The organism is Niveispirillum sp. KHB5.9 (assembly GCF_048066115.1).
In the GTDB taxonomy this organism is placed as follows: domain Bacteria; phylum Pseudomonadota; class Alphaproteobacteria; order Azospirillales; family Azospirillaceae; genus Niveispirillum.
In genome coordinates this window covers 1-2,865 of the sequence record NZ_JBLTYX010000051.1, presented here as the reverse complement: position 1 = coordinate 2,865, position 2,865 = coordinate 1, and the positions used below count along the sequence as shown (strand labels likewise).

Genomic DNA, 2,865 nt, shown 5'->3' with positions numbered 1-2,865 from the left:
TCCAAGGCCGCTCTTTGTGGCAGGATGCGCGCCGCCGCCTGTTCGCGAACAGGATGGCGGTGGCCAGCATGGTTGTGCTTGGCATCATCACCTTCATGGCCGTGTTCGCCGATTTCCTCAGCCCCCACGCCTATGACGAGGTCTATTGGGATTATATCGGTGTGGGTCCGCAGCTGGAGGGCAACCACTGGTTCGGCACCGATGCCAATGGCCGCGACCTGTTCATCCGCACGCTGTACGGCGCCAAGGTGTCGCTGGCCGTGGGCGTGGTGACCACGCTGGTGGCGCTGGTCATCGGTGTGGCCTATGGCGCCGTGGCCGGGTTCTTCGGCGGGCGCATCGACAGCATCATGATGCGCATCGTCGACGTGCTCTATTCCATGCCGCTGATGTTCTTCGTCATCATCCTGGTGGTGGTGTTCGGCCGGCATATCATCCTGGTGTTCGCGGCCATCGGCTGTGTCGAATGGCTGACCATGGCGCGCATCGTGCGCGGCCAGACCCTGTCGGTGAAGCGCAAGGAATATATCGAGGCGGCAAGGGCCGCTGGCGTCTCCACCCCCAACATCATCCGCCGCCACATCATCCCCAATGTCATCGGGCCGGTGATCGTGTTCGTCACGCTGCTGGTGCCGGTGGTGATCCTGGTGGAAAGCTTCCTGTCCTTCCTGGGCCTGGGCGTGCAGGAGCCGATGACCAGCTGGGGCGTGCTGATCTCCGAAGGGGCGGCCCAGATGGAGAACGCCCCGCACATGCTGATCTTCCCGGCCTTGTTCCTGGCGGTGACGCTGTTCTGCTTCAATTTCATCGGTGACGGCCTGCGCGACGCGCTGGACCCCAAGGATCGCTGAGGAACGCCGGATCATGACCGCAATTCTGGAAGTCCGCGACCTGTCGGTCCGTTTCGCCACGCCCGATGGCGAGGTCTCCGCCGTCAACGGCGTGAGTTTTGACGTCAATGCCGGCGAATGCGTGGGCATCGTCGGCGAAAGCGGGTCGGGCAAGAGCCAGCTGTTCATGTCGGTGATGGGCCTGCTGGCCCGCAATGGCCGCACCCTGGGATCGGCGAAGTATCGCGGCACCGAGCTGGTCGGCATGCCGGTCAAGCAGCTGAACCAGATCCGTGGCGACAAGATCGCCATGATCTTCCAGGACAGCATGACCGGCCTGACCCCGCATCTGCGCATCGGCCGCCAGATGACCGAGGTGCTGGTCCAGCACAAGGGCATGAGCGAGAGCCAGGCCCGCGCCCGCGCCCTGGAGATGCTGAACCTGGTGCGCATCCCGGAGGCCGGCCGCCGCCTGGCGCAATATCCGCACGAGCTGTCGGGCGGCATGCGCCAGCGCATCATGATCGCCATGGCGCTGCTGTGCGAGCCGGAACTGCTGATCGCGGATGAGCCGACGACGGCGCTGGACGTCACCGTGCAGGCCCAGATCCTGGACCTGATGGCCGATCTGAAAACCGTGACCCGGGCCGCCATCGTCCTGATCACCCATGATCTGGGCACCGTCGCCGGCCTGTGCGACAAGGTGCAGGTGATGTATGGCGGAAGGTTCATGGAAACCGGCACGGTGCGGGACATCTTCTATTCTCCAGCGCACCCTTACGCCGCCGGCCTGCTCTCCTCCATGCCGCGCCTGACCGAGGAGCGGTCTTCAACGCTTTACGCCATTCCCGGCCAGCCGCCCAACCTGCAACGCCTGCCCAAGGGCTGTCCGTTCCAGGAACGGTGCGATTTCGTGCATGAACGCTGCGCCGGTGAATTGCCGCTGCTGCGCGAGGTCGGCCCCGGCCATACCAAGGCCTGCCACCTGTACAGCCTGCAAAATCCCGTGACCGACCCGGCGGCCCCGTCGCTGCGCGTCGCCTGAGGCGGAGAGAAGTGATGTCCAAGGAACTGCTCCGTGTCACCGACCTGAAGGTCCATTTCCCCATCCGCACCGGCGGCCTGCTGATCGGCCAATACACGCCGCTGAAGGCCGTGGACGGCGTGTCCTTCACCCTGAACGAGGGCGAGACGCTGGGCATCGTGGGCGAAAGTGGCTGCGGCAAGTCCACCCTGGGCCGCGCCGTGCTGCAGCTGATCAAGCCCACCGCCGGCCAGGTGCTGTTCATGGGCACCGACCTGACCGGCGTGGGCGCGGAAATCGTCCGCCAGAAGCGCGAAGACATGCAGATCGTCTTCCAGGACCCGCTGGCCAGCCTGAACCCGCGCATGACCGTCGGCGACATCATCGCCGAGCCCTTGACCGTCTATCGCCCCAAACTGTCCAAGGCGGAGCGCAAGGCCCTGGTCAAGGACATGATGGCCAAGGTCGGCCTGCTGCCGCAGATGATCAACCGCTATCCCCATGAATTCTCCGGCGGGCAGTGCCAGCGCATCGGCATCGCGCGCGCCATGATCCTGAAGCCCAAGATGGTGGTCTGCGACGAGCCGGTATCGGCGCTGGACGTGTCGATCCAGGCGCAGATCGTCAACCTGCTGATGGAATTGCAGCAGGAGATGGGCCTGTCGCTGCTGTTCATCAGCCATGACCTGTCGGTGGTGCGCCATGTCAGCCACCGGGTGATGGTGCTGTATCTGGGCAAAGTGATGGAGATCGCCACCCGCGACGCCATCTATGCCGCGCCGCTGCACCCCTATACCCAGGCGCTGATCTCCGCCGTGCCGGTGCCCGACCCGGATGTGGAGAAGAACAAGGAACGCATCGTCCTCGGCGGCGACCTGCCCAGCCCGATGAAGCCGCCTTCGGGATGCGTCTTTCGCACAAGGTGCCCCAAGGCCACCGACATCTGTGCGGAGCAGGTCCCGGTCCTGGAGATGAAGGCACCCAGCCACTTCGTCGCTTGCCACCATTGGG

The 2,865-nt window shown here is 64.8% G+C and carries 3 protein-coding genes; all 3 read left to right on the top strand.

Annotation, left to right across the window (positions count from 1 at the left end):
* The coding region (locus ACM9HJ_RS30820) for an ABC transporter permease subunit (RefSeq protein ID WP_416575637.1) at positions 1-851 on the top strand (851 nt) is incomplete at its 5' end.
* A 13-nt stretch (positions 852-864) separates the two neighbouring features.
* Positions 865-1,875 carry an ABC transporter ATP-binding protein gene (locus ACM9HJ_RS30815; RefSeq protein ID WP_416575636.1) on the top strand — a complete coding sequence of 337 codons (1,011 nt, stop codon included), beginning with the start codon at positions 865-867 and terminating at the stop codon, positions 1,873-1,875.
* Between the two features lie 14 nt (positions 1,876-1,889).
* The coding region (locus ACM9HJ_RS30810) for an ABC transporter ATP-binding protein (protein WP_416575635.1) at positions 1,890-2,865 on the top strand (976 nt) is incomplete at its 3' end.

Bases quoted from the DNA above. Each gene is read 5' to 3' on its own strand.
- ACM9HJ_RS30815 (WP_416575636.1), top strand. From the start codon at position 865: ATGACCGCAATTCTGGAAGTCCGCGACCTGTCGGTCCGTTTCGCCACG.